Annotated in this window: 16 protein-coding genes; 11 read left to right on the forward strand and 5 right to left on the reverse strand. The window is 69.1% G+C overall.

Annotated elements, in window-relative coordinates; translation table 11 throughout:
* Nucleotides 1-118 precede the first annotated feature (118 nt).
* The 8 genes from F8566_RS52200 (at nucleotide 119) to F8566_RS09215 (ending at nucleotide 6,556) form a co-directional block, all read left to right on the forward strand.
* Entirely contained in the window at nucleotides 119-247 is a 129-nt protein-coding gene (locus F8566_RS52200; RefSeq protein ID WP_264159295.1) for a hypothetical protein, read from the forward strand.
* A 108-nt stretch (nucleotides 248-355) separates the two neighbouring features.
* Nucleotides 356-730 carry a VOC family protein gene (locus tag F8566_RS09180; protein WP_151559560.1) on the forward strand — a complete coding sequence of 125 codons (375 nt, stop codon included), beginning with the start codon at nucleotides 356-358 and terminating at the stop codon, nucleotides 728-730.
* Nucleotides 731-785: 55 nt separating this feature from the next.
* Complete coding sequence (locus tag F8566_RS09185; protein ID WP_225992997.1) at nucleotides 786-2,756, forward strand: transposase; 1,971 nt, start codon at nucleotides 786-788, stop codon at nucleotides 2,754-2,756.
* 180 nt (nucleotides 2,757-2,936) lie between these two features.
* Nucleotides 2,937-4,139 carry a DUF4158 domain-containing protein gene (locus tag F8566_RS50965; RefSeq protein ID WP_225993052.1) on the forward strand — a complete coding sequence of 401 codons (1,203 nt, stop codon included), beginning with the start codon at nucleotides 2,937-2,939 and terminating at the stop codon, nucleotides 4,137-4,139.
* A 42-nt stretch (nucleotides 4,140-4,181) separates the two neighbouring features.
* Entirely contained in the window at nucleotides 4,182-4,292 is a 111-nt protein-coding gene (locus F8566_RS09200; RefSeq protein WP_151559561.1) for a helix-turn-helix domain-containing protein, read from the forward strand.
* 73 nt (nucleotides 4,293-4,365) lie between these two features.
* On the forward strand, nucleotides 4,366-4,839 hold the full coding sequence (locus F8566_RS09205; RefSeq protein WP_151559562.1) for a hypothetical protein: 474 nt from the start codon (nucleotides 4,366-4,368) through the stop codon (nucleotides 4,837-4,839).
* Nucleotides 4,836-5,618, forward strand: a complete 783-nt coding sequence (locus F8566_RS49715) for a DUF6292 family protein (RefSeq protein ID WP_192809597.1) — start codon at nucleotides 4,836-4,838, stop codon at nucleotides 5,616-5,618. Before F8566_RS09205 ends, F8566_RS49715 begins: the two co-directional genes overlap by 4 nt.
* A complete protein-coding gene (locus F8566_RS09215; RefSeq protein ID WP_151559564.1) occupies nucleotides 5,618-6,556 on the forward strand; it encodes a tyrosine-type recombinase/integrase in 939 nt (312 codons plus the stop codon). Before F8566_RS49715 ends, F8566_RS09215 begins: the two co-directional genes overlap by 1 nt.
* 55 nt (nucleotides 6,557-6,611) lie before the next feature.
* On the opposite strand, the gene F8566_RS09220 is transcribed toward F8566_RS09215, so the two are convergent.
* The 4 genes from F8566_RS09220 to F8566_RS09235 all read right to left on the reverse strand — a co-directional run bounded on the left by F8566_RS09220 (nucleotide 6,612) and on the right by F8566_RS09235 (nucleotide 10,771).
* Nucleotides 6,612-7,376, reverse strand: a complete 765-nt coding sequence (locus F8566_RS09220) for a hypothetical protein (RefSeq protein ID WP_151559565.1) — start codon at nucleotides 7,374-7,376, stop codon at nucleotides 6,612-6,614.
* Between the two features lie 1,193 nt (nucleotides 7,377-8,569).
* On the reverse strand, nucleotides 8,570-9,331 hold the full coding sequence (locus tag F8566_RS09225; RefSeq protein ID WP_151559566.1) for an aquaporin: 762 nt from the start codon (nucleotides 9,329-9,331) through the stop codon (nucleotides 8,570-8,572).
* 79 nt (nucleotides 9,332-9,410) lie between these two features.
* Nucleotides 9,411-10,061, reverse strand: coding sequence for an arsenate reductase ArsC (locus F8566_RS52615; RefSeq protein WP_151559567.1), 651 nt, complete (start codon nucleotides 10,059-10,061; stop codon nucleotides 9,411-9,413).
* Between the two features lie 14 nt (nucleotides 10,062-10,075).
* Entirely contained in the window at nucleotides 10,076-10,771 is a 696-nt protein-coding gene (locus tag F8566_RS09235) for an arsenate reductase/protein-tyrosine-phosphatase family protein (protein WP_225992998.1), read from the reverse strand.
* Nucleotides 10,772-11,129: 358 nt separating this feature from the next.
* Here F8566_RS09235 and F8566_RS09240 point away from each other — a divergent pair, with 358 nt between their 5' ends.
* A complete protein-coding gene (locus F8566_RS09240) occupies nucleotides 11,130-11,957 on the forward strand; it encodes a tyrosine-type recombinase/integrase (protein ID WP_192809599.1) in 828 nt (275 codons plus the stop codon).
* A 132-nt stretch (nucleotides 11,958-12,089) separates the two neighbouring features.
* Here the strand turns inward: F8566_RS09240 and F8566_RS09245 are convergent, their stop codons facing one another.
* The gene (locus F8566_RS09245; protein ID WP_225992999.1) at nucleotides 12,090-12,584 is read right to left on the reverse strand and encodes a hypothetical protein; all 495 of its coding nucleotides are present in this window, start codon (nucleotides 12,582-12,584) and stop codon (nucleotides 12,090-12,092) included.
* A gap of 291 nt (nucleotides 12,585-12,875) precedes the next feature.
* Between F8566_RS09245 and F8566_RS49720 the strand changes: the two genes are divergently transcribed.
* Both F8566_RS49720 and F8566_RS50975 read left to right on the forward strand, forming a co-directional pair.
* The gene (locus F8566_RS49720) at nucleotides 12,876-13,040 is read left to right on the forward strand and encodes a hypothetical protein (RefSeq protein WP_192809600.1); all 165 of its coding nucleotides are present in this window, start codon (nucleotides 12,876-12,878) and stop codon (nucleotides 13,038-13,040) included.
* Nucleotides 13,041-13,385: 345 nt separating this feature from the next.
* Complete coding sequence (locus tag F8566_RS50975; protein ID WP_225993000.1) at nucleotides 13,386-13,787, forward strand: helix-turn-helix domain-containing protein; 402 nt, start codon at nucleotides 13,386-13,388, stop codon at nucleotides 13,785-13,787.
* The last annotated feature ends 51 nt before the right edge of the window (nucleotides 13,788-13,838 follow it).

Genomic DNA, 13,838 nt, shown 5'->3' on the forward strand with positions numbered 1-13,838 from the left:
GGGCGTGTGTGATCACAAGTAGGGACTGTTGGCGGCGTCAATGCCGCGGTTCGGGTGCGGCGAGCCCCACCGCCGCGCGGCCGCCCGTTCCGGCTGCCGCCACTCGCCAGAATAACCGATGCCGTTGATCTTCCAGAAACCTCATCTCGTCGGCGAGCTGCTGCAACAGCTTGAGGCGCTGCTCAAGAAGCATGAGAACTACCGCCTCTACCCACCGGCCGGTCAGCCTCTTTTCACCGCGTGGTGAGCGGCCCCACAGGCGACCGACGTACACCGGCGCCCGCAGCGCCTGGAAGGCGACCAGGTGGCCGTACGGATTGGCTGCGTGCGGTTGACGCCTCGTAGGGTGCCGATCATGGCTTGTCGCATTTCCGAACTGATAATTGAATGCCGGGATCCGCAACGGCTGGCGGACTTCTGGTGCGAGGTCCTGGGCTTCATCGTGCTTGGCACTGAGGATGACGGGGGAGTGGAGATCGGGCCGCAGGAAGGGTTCGGCGGGTTGCAGCCGACTCTGATCTTCAGCCCCAACACAGAGCCCAAGACGGGCAAGCTGCGGATGCACTTCGACGTCAACGCCACCGACCGCGATCAGGACGCCGAACTCGAACGCCTCCTGCAACTCGGGGCGCGCCCGGCCGACGTCGGCCAGAGCGGCGAGGAGAGCTGGCACGTCCTGGCCGACCCCGAAGGCAACGAATTCTGCCTCCTGCAATCCCGCCTCAGCTGAGCACTCCCGCCCCGGCAAACGCGCGCTGCTGAAGACCCTGGAGCAGGCCGGTGGGGTGGACGCGCTGGCCGGCGCGCACGAGGCGGTCTCGGCGCACCACGGCAACAACTACTTTCCGCTGCTGGACCAGCACTACCGCTCGCACCGCTCCGCGCTGTTCACCCTGGCCGGCGCGATCGAGCTGGAGGCCACCACGGCCGAGCGCAGCGTGCTGGAGGCGGTGGAGTTCTTGCGCGCGCTGCGCGGCGCCAAGGCCGCGTTCGTGCCCGAGGAGATCACCGTGGAACGGCCCGGCCCTGCCGGCGATCCGGTGAAGGTGCGGCTGCGGATCAACGTGGAAGCCTTCGCCTCCGGGCAGTGGCGCAAGATCCTGCGGGACAAGACCCGGCCCGGGATGCTGGTGCGCCGCCACCTGGAGGTGTGCGTGTTCTCCTACCTGGCGGCCGAGCTGCGCTCGGGCGACATTGCGGTGGCTGGGTCGGACTCCTATGCCAACCTGCACGACCAGCTGATGTCGTGGGAGGAGTGCCGTCCGCTGGTGCCGGCGTTCTGCGCCCAGGCGGGCATCCCGGCCGAGCCGGACGCGCTGACCGCGCACTACCGCGACAAGCTCGCCACCACCGCCGCGGCGGTCGACGCGGGCTATCCGGGCAACACCGATCTGCTGCTGGAGGGCGGGCGGCCGGTGCTGCGCCGCCGCAAGGGCGCCGAACGGCGGCCCGCGGCGCTGGCGCTGGAGGCCGCCATCCACGACCGGCTGCCGCAGCGGGCGCTGCTGGACATCCTCACCCGCACCGCCTACCTGCTGGGCTGGCACCGCCACTTCGGCCCCGCCTCCGGCTCCGACCCCAAGATCCGCAACGCCATGGCCCGGTACGTGCTGACCGCGTTCGCGCACGGCACCCTGCTGGGCCCGACCCAGGTCGCCGCACACATGCGCGGGCAGGTCAGCGTGCACGAGCTGTCACTGGCGGGCAACAAGCACACCACCGCCACCAAAATCGACAAGGCGTCGGTGGACGTCATCAACGCCTTCAACAAGCTCGACGTCGCGAGCGTGTGGGGCGACGGGAAGACGGTCGCGGCCGACGGCTCGCAGATCGACACCTGGGAGAACAACCTGCTGGCCGAGACTTCCATCCGGTACGGCGGGTACGGCGGGATCGCCTACCGGCACGTCTCCAACACCTACATCGCGCTGTTCAGCAGGTTCATCCCGTGCGGGGTATGGGAGGCGGTGTACATCATCGACGGGCTGCTGGCCAACAAGTCCGACATCCAGCCCGACACCATCCATGCCGACACGCAAGGGCAGGCGCTGCCGGTCTTCGGTCTCGGCGCGCTGCTGGGCTTCGACCTGCTGCCGCGTATCCGCAACTGGCACGACCTGATCTTCTACCGGCCGAGCGAGGCGGCCCGCTACGCCCACATCGACTCGCTGTTCGGCGACGAGGTGGTCGACTGGGAACTGATCGAGAACCACTGGCCCGATCTGCTGCGCACCGCGATCTCGATCCGGGAGAACCGGCTGTCGTCGGTGACGCTGCTGCGCCGGCTGGGCAACCACTCCCGCAAGAACCGCCTGTATCGCGCCTTCCGCGAACTCGGCCGCGCGATCCGCACCATCACGCTGCTGCGCTACCTGTCCGAGCCGGAGCTGCGTGAGCAGATCACCCAGGTCACCAACCGCAACGAGGCATTCCACGGCTTCGCCGACTGGCTGATGTTCGGCGGCAGGCTCATCGGCCACAACGACCCCGACCACCAGGAGAAGGTGGTGAAGTTCAACGAGCTGATCGCCAACTGCGTCATCTACTCCACCGCCTGCGACATCACCGACGCCGCCAACGACGTCGCCGCCGAAGGGCAGAGCGTCGACCTGGACGACCTGGCCACCGTCTCGCCCTACATCACCCACACCGTCCGCCGGTTCGGGAACTGGACGCTCAACCTCGCCCCGCCCGACCAGGCCCCGGCCACCCGACTCGATCTCGAACCGCGCGTGCTGTTCGCGCCGAAGACCTGAGGCGCCCTCGCCATCATGGGGTCGCCGTAGTGGCCGGGAAAGATCGGGCGGATATGGCTGGGTAGGCTCCTCGGCTGGGGATCTTCGGTCTTTGGCGGGAGGTACCTGATGGTTGCTCCGGTGTTCACGGACGAGGAACTGGCGGCCTTGCGGCGGTTCCCGTAGATCGGTCGGGACGAGCTGGCTCGGTTCTTCACCCTCACTCCGTCTGATGTGGCGTTCATTGATCCTGGCCGGGGCCGCGGTCCGGCCGATCGGCTTGGGCTCGCGGTGGCCCTGTGTACTCTGCCGTGGCTCGGGTTTGTGCCCGATGACGTGGCGTCCGCGCCGCGGGCGGCGATTACGCGGCTGGCTGAGCAACTTCAGGTCGATTCGGATGCGATCCGCTCGTACGGTCGGCGCGCGAAGACGCGGACGGATCATGTGCGGTCGGCGGCGCAGTATCTGCGGTGGCGGCCGGCGGGCGAGCTGGAGTTGAAGGAGCTGGACGAGTTCCTGCTGGCCCGTGCGATGGAGCATGACTCGCCGACGCTCGTCGGTGTGAGCTGGGTTTGCACCGGTGCTTTAGGTTCCGGGGTCATGTGGGACAAGATGGGGACACGACAAGGAGAGACGATGAGCGAGCTGACCACCACGCAGCCGGCTGGCACACCGACCTGGATCGACCTGGGCATCCCGGATCTCGACCGCGCGATGACCTTCTACGGCGCGTTGTTCGGTTGGGAGTTCGATGTGGGACCGGCGGAGTTCGGCCACTACACCCAGTGCTTGCTACGGGGCAGACCCGTCGCGGCCATCAGGCCGAACCCCGATCCCGACGCCACGGACTTCTGGTGGAACGTCTACTTCGCGACGGATGACTGTGACGCCGCGGCCGCCCGAGCGCGGGACGCGGGCGGCTCGATCATCACCGGTCCGATGGACGTGCTGGACCAGGGCCGGACGGCGATCATCAAGGACACCACCGGTGCGCAGTGTGGACTGTGGCAGGCCGGTGCCCACATCGGCTGCGAGATCGTCAACGAGCCGAACGCCCTGCTCCGCAACGACCTGGTCACCGCGGAATCCGGGCCCGCGCGCGACTTCTACGTCGCGGTCTTCGGCTACACGTTGGATGCCAACCCGGACATGCCTGAGCTCGACTTCACGTTCCTGCGCAGACCGGATGGCCACGAGATCGGCGGCATCGCCGGTGACCCAAAGGCCACGAAGTCCCGTTGGGGGACCTTGTTCCAGGTGGACGACGCCGATGCGGCGGCGCGGCGAGCGGTCGACGCGGGTGGGACCTCGGCCGAGCCCTACGACATGATCTACGGGCGGGTCGCTCACATCACGGACCCGTTCGGCACGGAGTTCGATGTCGGTGCGGTGATGACGAGCTGAACCGGCGGTCAGCTGGCCGAGTGGTCGAGCGAGCTCGTGTGCATGTACGGCACCGGTGAGTACACGATCGCCGATCTCGCCGACGTGTTCACCGTCTCCCGCGCCACCGTGTACCGAACCCTCCAACGCGGCCAACCAACGGCGACGCAGTGACAGTCGCTCACCAGCAGCGATCGTCCATATCCGCCCGATCTTTCCCGAGTACTACGGCGACCCACCCCATCATGTGACAGGGAATGGCCCATTCCCTGTCACGACCACATCCGGTCGCAACCGGCTCAGGCGTTCTCACCTCGGACGTCGTAGGCGGCCCGTACGGTCGAAGCCAACACATTCCCTGTCACATCAGAGGTGCTTCACGGGGCTCATCCAGACACAGCTCGAACTCGACGACTACCACCTCGGCAAGCTGACGAAGAACCAGCAACCCGGTGAGACCCTGGACGCCGCCGCGTCCCGGCTGCTCGTCGACACCCTCGACGACGGTCCCGGTGCCGACGCCCGGGCGCAGATCCGCGGCTGGGCCGAGGAGTACGCCGCAGCGCTGACCGACAGCGCTGACCCGGCCGCAGCCGCGTGGGCCGAGGCGCTGGAATGGTTCGCCAAGCGCACCAAGGGCGGCAGTCTCAGCATGCTGGTCCACCAGGAGTTCGCCGCCCGGTTCGGCGTCGACCCCTATGCCACGGGATCGTCGTCGTGAGCGGACTGTCCTACCACCGGGTGCATGAGCCCTACATCGAGGCGGTGGCCGCGGCGGTGCAGGCGGCCGGTGTTGAGCTGGCCGACTGGGGCGCCGAGACCAACGAGCCGCGCAACGGCTACCTGGAACCGGCCGCACCGGTCGGCCCCGGCCCACAGGTGGAACCGGGCGGACTATGGCTCGGCTGGACCGAGGAACGCGGCTGGTTCTACGGCGAGGTCGGCGACGACGCATCGGGCCAGCTGTCCTACACCGAGGATCTAGGCGGGGGGATCTTGCCCGCGCCCGACGAGGCCGCGACGCGGATCGCGCTGCTCGTCCAAGGCGACGCCGAGGCCCTGGCTGCCCTGGCCAGCGAACGGGACCGAGAGAACCGGTCGTTCACCGATGAGAACGACGGGTTCGAGAACAAGCTTCTCTCCTACCATCCCCTCCAGGCCAGCTACGACAGCGTGGCCGCCTACAACGAGCAGGCCCCACGCCGCCAGCTCCCCCGCCACGCTGACGCGATCCACCAGATCTTTCACAACACCATCGATGACCCCGACGGCACCGAGCACAGGCTCGACTTCGCGCCCGATGGCTTGAGAGCGCACCCCGACACAGTCGGCAACCTGGTGCTCCGACCGTTGACCGGAGACGGCCCGATCACCGTCCTGGCGGTCAACATCACACGCAAGCAGGTCAACAAGCTGATCGATGTCAAGCCCCGCCCGTACACCCTCAAGCGCCTCCGCGCGGAGACCGAAAGACTCGCTCTCCCGACGCCACCTGCCTGATGATCGCCGACGTCGTCCCGCTGGCCAGCACCACCCTGGGCGAAGCCGCCGAGGCGTTCCTGGCCCGCCGCGACCTGGACGCCGACACCATCCGTTCCTATGACCAGACCCTGCGGCGGTTGTGCCGCGAGCTCGGCGACACCGTCCCGCTCGCCCAGGTCACCGCCGAGCAGGCCGCCGGGGTCTTCGCCGCGGCGTGGGACGGCGCGGCGGCCCGGACCTGGAACCGGCACCGATCGGCGCTGCGCTCCTTCACCGCGTGGGCGGCCGGACCCGGCCGCGGCTGGGTCACCACCGACCTCGCCGGGCTCATCGAGCGGCGACCCGAGCAGCGCGACCGGACCCGCGCCGTCGACCGGCACATCGTCACCGCGCTCCTGGACCGCCGGGACGTCGCGCTGAGGGAGAAGACCCTGCGACGGCTGCTGTACGAGAGCGCCGCCCGCGCCGACGAAGTCCTGGCGCTCAACATCGAAGAGCTGGACCTGGACAACAAACGCGGCCGGATCACCGGCAAAGGCGGCACCGTCCGGTGGATCCACTGGCAGTCCGGCACCGCCCGCCTGCTGCCCCGCCTCATCAGCGGCCGCACATCAGGGCCGCTGTTCCTGGCCGATCGCCGACCCGCGCCCGCGCGCACGCCTGCGGCCGCCGACCTGTGCCCGCACACCGGCCGCGGCCGGCTCTCCTACGAGCGCGCCGAGTACCTGTTCAAACAGGACACCAAACAGCACGACCCCCGCCGACGCGGCTTCACCCTCCACCAGCTCCGCCACTCCCGGCTCACCCACCTGGCCGAAGACGGCTGGTCAGCCCCGATGCTGATGGCGCTGTCCGGCCACGAGAACATCCGCAGCCTGGCCATCTACACCAACGTCAGCACCGAAGCCGTCGGCGCAGCCCTCGCCAAGCAGGACCCTGGCCGCCGTCACCGCTGACCTCGGCAAACGTCCCGCCGCGGCCCCTTTCTGGTGTATTCCGGCTGCACCCCTTTCAGCTCGTCCGCGTCGCTGCACGGTGGCGGCCGTCCATGAGCCAGTCCGCCAAGCTGTCACAGAGCCGCAACATGCTGGCTGCGGCGACCTGCGCGCTCTCGTCTCGCGATTCAGGGGCGACATTGAGGCGCTCCAGCGCGCGACGGGCCTCTCCCAGGTCCTGCGACATGCGCGCGCCGAGGTCACCGTCGAGGGCGAACATCGCGATCTCCAGACCGGTGGCGTTGACCAGCCACTCCCGACCCTCGGTGGTCGGAACCGGCACCGCCTCTCCGTCGGCGAGGCGGCACAGCGCCCCGTACATCTCGCCCGCCAGGTGATACATGCGCACCGCCGACGCGCGGGCCTCAGCACGCAGCGCGGTGTGGCGCTCATGCCGCCGTGTCGCCGAGACCACCGCCCAGGCGGTCAACGCCGCCACCAGACCGCCGACCACCGCCGAGATGGTGCCTTGGAGCAGAACACCCCACCAGCCTTGCGGGTCCACCAACCACCCCTCCCTCACACACCGCCGACCCTCGCCGCCTTCGACGCCCGATCCTGGAACCAGGTTCCAGAACCCCGAGTTCCTCGGCCATGGCGATGACGTCGGCAGGGCGGCCTCGGCCAGGCCGCGGCCGCGGTACACCGGCCGGGTACGGATCACGTCCAGAGTGATCGAGGCGGCCGGGCCGGTCCACACCAGGAACAGCTCGACGTGCGGGTGCGCCTGTTGCACCCGTACCGCCCCGGCGCGGAACCGGTCGTACTCCCCACAGATCACACAATGCCCCGACCATCCGCGCGATCAACCGCATGGCCTGGCCTTTCGCTCCTGCGCGAGCGACGTCATGACCTCACGAGTTTCACGACGCTCTTTCAACACCGGGCGATGATGGGTGCCAGCTCGCCGGTTCTGCGTGAGACACCCTCAGTCCAGCCCGCCTCACGCAACCCGTTGAAGTGCCCGTTTGCGATTGCCTGGCGTGGACTGTTTCGTCGTTAGGTGACGCACAGGTGCGACGCGGGCGCGGTACGTCCCCTCCGCCCTGGAGTCTGCGGCGCCGAGTCTGCGGCGAATGCGGCGAGCAGACGACACACGCGAAGCTGGCCGTCAGCCGCACCTATGGCCGGGCCAGACCATGCGCTGGCTCTGTCGTTGAGTAGCGGCACCGTTTGTCGATGAGTTCGGGCACCGACTGGCGATCGACGGGCCCTGAATGTCGATGAGTTTGGCACCACGCAGAGTCACGTAAGGGTGTGTACAGAGCGTGGTCGGGATCGAGGTCGGTGTGATCATTTCAGACTGATGCGGCCGGGGCGTTGGCTACCCTGCCCTCACATGAACTCGACTCCATTTCGTTCACGACGGCTGGTGTTGGGGCGCACCCCTCAGCTAGAGGAGGTCGCGGAACTGGCGGCCGAGCGCAGTTGGCGGCGTGTGGACGAAAGGCACCGCGTGCGGCGCGGTGGAGCGCCTATCGTTGCGCCCCTGACGGAGATGACGAACGCCCCAGGCCCCGGACGGGCGTGCCCGGTTGTCGCCTGAGCACCTGGTCTATGAAGTCGCAGTCGGGACGATCACTTGGAACGCGGCGTACGTGCAGTGCCAGTCCACCGGCCCCGCCAGCAGCCAGCGCGATCACTGGAAGATGCGCGACCGGAAGATGGGGCCAGCTTTCACGCGTGAAACCGGGCCGCTGGGGCCGGTTACTGTTTCGGACCAGCTTCTGGCTGGGCTTCTGCCAGAGGCTTATGGACGACGCCGATGGAGAGTTTGTCTCTGGCGGCGATGGTGCGGATGGATTCTCCACGCCGCTGGCGAGCCAGGATCGCGGCGCGTTTATCGTCGTTGACCCCGGGGCCGCGTCGGCAGCCGACCCGGCCGCGGGGGCAGCGGGTGGCGTCTGCCTCTGCGGTCAGGGCGCTGGCTCGGCATTGCTCCCTCTGCGGGCGACCATGAGGGTCGGTGGGCCGTTAGCGGCGGACGGGCCTGGCCGGATACAGGGCCAGCACCAGGGCCGCGCCGATGGCGCCGCCGACCAGTTGGGCGGTGATGAAGCCGGGCACCGAGGCGGGGGCGATCCCGGCGAAGGTGTCGCTGAACGCGCGGCCGGTGGTGACGGCCGGGTTGGCGAACGAGGTGGAGGAGGTGAACCAGTAGGCGGCGCCGATGTAGGCGCCGACCGCCGGGGCGGCCAGTGCGGTTCGCTCGCTGCGTACCAGCGAGAAGATCAGCATGACCAGTCCGAGGGTGGCGACCGCCTCACCCAGCCACAGGTGCGACTGGGCGCGGTCATGCTGGGCGGTGGTGACGGCCGGCAGGTCGAACATCAGATTGGCGAGCACTGCTCCGCCGATCGCGCCGAGCACCTGTGCTGGGATGTAAGCGGCCGCGTCCCGCAACGGACGGCCCTGCAGCATGCAGTCGACAGCGGTGACGACCGGGTTGAAATGCGCTCCCGATACCGGTCCGAACACCAGGATCAACGCGGCCAACCCGAACGCGGTGGCGATGGAGTTCTCCAGCAACTGGACCCCGACGTCATGCGGGGACAACCGTTCCGCCATGATCCCCGACCCGACGACCACCGTGACCAGCAACGCGGTGCCCAGCGCCTCGGCCAGCGCCCGGCGCGGCAACGACGCCGAACCGGCCTCCACGGCCGGCTGTGCGGCATGCGTGGCGGTTGGGGTGGGGCCGACCGGTGAGGTGGCGGGGTTGGATGGAGCAGTCACGGGCTGCGGCCTTTGCTGGTGAGGAGTACCGGTGGAACGGCTGATGCGCAGGCGCGTTGGTGCGGCGCTTGCAGAGGGGTCAGGCGCGGACGGGGACCTCCAGATCGGCGAGCAACCCGCGGACGCGCTGTTCGATCTCGTCGCGGATGCGCCTGACCGCGGCCACGCCCTGGTCGGCCGGGTCGTCCAGGCTCCAGTCCAGGTAGCGTCTGCCGGGGAAGACCGGGCAGGCGTCGCCGCAGCCCATGGTGACGATGACGTCGGCGGCCTGGACGATCTCGGTCGTCCACGGTTTGGGGTACTCGCCGGTGATGTCGATGCCGCGCTCGCGCATCGCCTCCACCGCAGCTGGGTTGATCTGGTCGCGGGGCGCAGACCCGCCCGACCAGCCGATCGCGCCGTCCCCGGCCAGGTGGTTGAAGAAGCCCAGCGCCATCTGCGACCGCCCGGCGTTGTGCACGCACAAGAACAGCACGATCGGAGTGCCGGTGGTGCCCTCCACGCGGGCGAGGGCGTGCAGGCGCTGGCGGGCGAACCGTTCGGCCAGCAGCGGCAGAGAGTGAGGAACGCTGGCGCGGCCGGCGAACTGCTCAAAACTGGAGTGCAGGAACCGATCGATGGTCTCGGCGTCGAAGGTGCCGGAGAACTCCTCAGCCAGGCTGCGGGCGGCGCTGGCCAAGGCGTGCTGCTGGTCGACGCTCACATCGTCGCGGCGGTAGATCTCGGTCATCGATGCTCCCAACGTCAGCGGTCTGAGGCGACGGCCGCGCCGAGCCGTTCGACACGGTCGGCGAGCTCGGTGAAGGCGTCCTCGAACGCGGCGTCGGTGTCGGCACCGACCGGGTCGGGCACCGACCAGTGCAGCATCGGAACCCGCCTCTGCCTCTCATGGTGCTGATGGCCGAGTTCTTCGTAGGCGTTGTCGCAGACGGCCACGACCAGGTCATCGACGTCGACCACGTCACCGACATGGCGGGTCAGCTGAGGGTCGAGTGTCAGGCCGTGGCGGCGCGCCACCGCGATCGCCCGCCGGTGCACACCCGGGCCGGGACGGGTCCCCGCCGAGGCCGCCGGAACGCGGCTGCGCCGCGTCCACAACGCCGCCGCCAGCTGCGAGCGGGCTGAATTGCGAGTGCACACGAAGACCACCCGCGGCGCCGCCACCACCGGCGTCCATGCCGCCGGTGACAGCGTGGCCAGCACCTGCGGGACGAGCCGTACATACCAACGGCGCCGGTCGGCCTCCGACCGCACCCGGCGTACCAGCCCGGCCTCGGCCAGCACCCGCAGATGGTGCGCCAGCAGATTCGACGGCACCTCCAGCTCGGCACTCAGCTCGCCAGGCGAGGCATCACCCAGCAGCAACGCGTCCACAATCGCCAGCCGCGCCGGCTCACCCAGCGCGGCGTGCACCGCCGCCCGCCGCTCCACACCGCTCATCTCAACCATAATTGACTCAATAATGATTGAGGTAAAACGACCCCGTCAAGTCGTGGAGGTTGTCCATCCCGCGCGGCCACTTCCCGGGGTCGCCGTAGTACTCGGGAAAGATCGGGCGGATATGGCTGACCGCGAAGACGGCACCCGGTATCAGTCAGGGCCGGGTACTTGTCGGCCTGCGGTCAGTCGGCTCGGCCGTCCTGATGGGTGCGGTTCGGGCCCGCTGTGGCTGTGACACAGAATCTGCATTACCTGTCACACTGACCCGAATCGGCCCGCGTCCGCCCAGCTCGCCATCCGCTGCGGCGCAGGCGACTCGGCAACGTTATGTGTCACATCGTCCCTGCGGAGGTCCTCGGTGTCCGGCGTCGCCTTCCCCGGCCGGCCCGGCCTCTCCAGCGCCCGCACCCTCGCGGCCGCCGTCGACCGCTACCTGGACTCCCTCCCCACCGCCACCACCCGCGCCAGCTACGACGACACCCTCGCCCGCCTGATCGACCTCGCCGGCGGCGCCAGCCCCGTCGCCGACTTGACGCCTGAGGACTTCGCCGCGGTGATGGACCTCTGGAACACCGCGGCGGCCGCCACCTGGAACCGGCACCTGTCGGCGCTCACCTCCTTCACCACCTGGGCACAGCGCCAAGCGGTCTTGGAAACCAACCCGGCCCGCCGGCTCCAGCGCCGCAGACCCGCCCGCCTCGGCGACCGCGCCATCCCCCGTGCCCGCCTGGACAAGCTGCTGACCGACGACGCCCACGGGCTGCGCGAGCGGGTGCTGTGGCGAATGCTGTACGAGACTGCCGCGCGTGCCGAAGAGATCCTGAGTTTGGACATCGAGGACCTAGACCCCGAGTTCCGGCGCGCACGTGTGACCTCCAAGGGCGGCGCGATCGAGTACGTGCACTGGGCCACCGGCAGCGGCCGCCTGTCCTACCCCCGCGCCGAATACCTGTTCAAGACCGCCACCGCTGCCCCCGACCCGCACGGCCGCGGCTGGACCCTGCACCAGCTGCGCCACTCCGCGCTGCAGCACCTGGCAGCCGCCGGCCGCACCGCCGCCGAACTCCAGGCCAAATCCCGCCACGCCCACCTGGCCAGCCTCGGCGCCTATGTCCGCCTCGGCGAACACACCTCCGCGGCCGTCACCGCCGACACCGACCCCGCCGCCCGCCGCCGCACCCGCTGACCATCAGTCCCCGCCACCCTGAGCCCCCAGGTAGACCGCCACATCAATACCTACTTTGCGGCTCGCCGTAGCTTCAGGAGTTCTGGGCCTTCTTCCCCGGCCAGCCCGACGGGCACTAGCCGCAGGCCGTCGTCACTTGTGCTCGCCAAGGAAGGCGGGGATCTCGCTGCGGGTCGGGTGGTTCGGCAGGGGTGCGGGCTTGTCCTGAAGGAATGCGGTGATGGTGGCGACGGCTCGTTCGTCGTTGTCGTCGAGGCCGTTCCACATGTGGTGTCCGACTCCGCGCATGAACTGCGTGCGCTGGATGGCGGGGTCATTGGCAAGGATGGCGGTCGCCCACTGGCGGACCTGGGAGGAGCACTCGGCGATCATCAGCATCGCGGGGGTCCGGGAGCGCCTCAGCTGCGGGGCGATGGAGGGTGAGTCCTTGATCGTCTCCTGGACGCGGAGGCTGGCGGCGGGGCTGAAGGAGAAGTTCTGTGCCGTGTCCTCAACCGGGATGCGGTGCGCGTCGCGCGCACAGTAGGCGGACGCGGTGTCGCTGCCGAGGTCGGCGGCGGTGAACGCGTTGCTGCCCTCGGCCTGTCCGATCAGCCCGGTGCCGGGGCTGAGGAGCCCGAATCGCATGAGGGCTGGCGGCCGGTGGTGGCCGGGCGGACAAATGGGCTGTGGATTCGGCAGAGGTGATCTATCTGGTGGTGTGGGGGCGGCCACCTCCACCGACGCACCTCTGGAGGTGAGGGTCGCCGCCCTCCTCATGCTTCTCTACGCCCAACCCGTCAGCCGTCTCACGCGGCTGACCTTCAACGACGTCCATAACCGCGACGGTCAGGTGTTCCTCCAGCTCGGCGATCCACCCACCCGGTCCCCGAACCCTTCGCCAACCTGCTCCTGCAGCAAGCCGCCAACCGCCGGAACATGAACACCGCCACCAACCCGGCCACGCGATGGCTCTTCCCCGGCCAACGCGCCGGCCAGCCACTCAACGCCGCCGGACGCTGCGATCAGCTCCGCGAACACGGCTACCCGACCAGCAAAGCCCGCCCCGCCGCCCTCGGGCTGGTGGCGTCGGGGCCGAAATAGTGCCAGGGGCCCTTGCGCGAGTCAGGGGGCCGGGGCATCATGATCTTGGTCACGTCATGATCGTTTAGCGGATCGGTGCTGTTCAACAGCCCTTTGGGGCGCCTTGCGGCGTGTCCCCGGCGGGTCGCGCGAGCGTGCCGGTCGATGCCGGAACGGTCGTTGCGTGAGTCCGAGTTCCCCCATCGGAAGGACGCCAGATGCGCATCCGTACCGCAGTCGCCACCGTCGGGATCGCCGTGACGGCGGTCGCCGGCCTGAGCGCCCCGGCACAGGCCGCCGCTTGGACGAACGTCGCCAGGTACCCCACCATGTCAAAGTGCACCGACGCTAAGCAGACGTATCAGCGTGAGGGATGGGAAGCGAAGTGCACGGACGGGGGTCCCGCCGTCTACCCCCGGTACCTGCTCTGGATTCGCTAGACACAGGGAGCAGCGGACGCCAGGGAGCGCCGACTCCCCGGCGTTCACCCCTTGTGCGTGGACAGCCCCCACAAACTCGGGAAGGACCCGGTGCGTCCTTCAACCCTGGAGTCACCGATCACCTACATCGCGATTCCTGGCCCAGATGCTGGCGGTACGCCGCACCTCGGTCAGCCAAGTCGCCAGCGCCCTGGCCGACGACGGCTGCATCCGCTACAGCCGCGGCCGCATCACCATCACCGACCACCACCTGCTGCAGACCAACGCCTGCCCCTGCTATCTGGTCATCCGCGACACCTTCACCACCGCCTGCCACGACCTGCGCTAAAGGTGGCCCACGCCGCCAACTGGACGGCCCGCCGAGGTCACGAGCGGTACA

The sequence above is a fragment of the Actinomadura rudentiformis genome (assembly GCF_008923185.1).
GTDB lineage: Bacteria > Actinomycetota > Actinomycetes > Streptosporangiales > Streptosporangiaceae > Spirillospora > Spirillospora rudentiformis.